Raw genomic sequence first — 292 nt, forward strand, 5'->3', positions numbered from 1 at the left:
CCACCACCGCGACCCTGACCGCCTCGCCAAGCGTAACCGAAGGCGGCGTGATCACCTACACCGTGACCCTGAGCAACCCTGCTCAGACGCCGGTAACGGTTACCCTGTCCAACGGCCAGACCATCACCGTTGAAGCGGGTAAAACCCAGGGCAGCGTTGAATTCCAGACCCCGGGCAATGACGTCTACAACAACGGTTCGACCGTCAGCGTCACCATCGAGAACGCCACTGGCGGTAATTTCGAGCAACTGACCCCGAACCCGACGCCGGCTCAGACCACGATCAACGACTC

General features: G+C 61.3%; 1 protein-coding gene. It reads left to right on the forward strand.

Going from position 1 to position 292, the window contains the following annotated elements; genetic code table 11:
* Nucleotides 1-292 (forward strand): immunoglobulin-like domain-containing protein (locus tag FQ668_RS28645; RefSeq protein WP_178097168.1); only part of this gene is annotated, 292 nt, incomplete at both ends.

Source organism: Pseudomonas sp. Kh14 (assembly GCF_900291005.1).
Classification (GTDB): Bacteria; Pseudomonadota; Gammaproteobacteria; order Pseudomonadales; family Pseudomonadaceae; genus Aquipseudomonas; species Aquipseudomonas alloputida.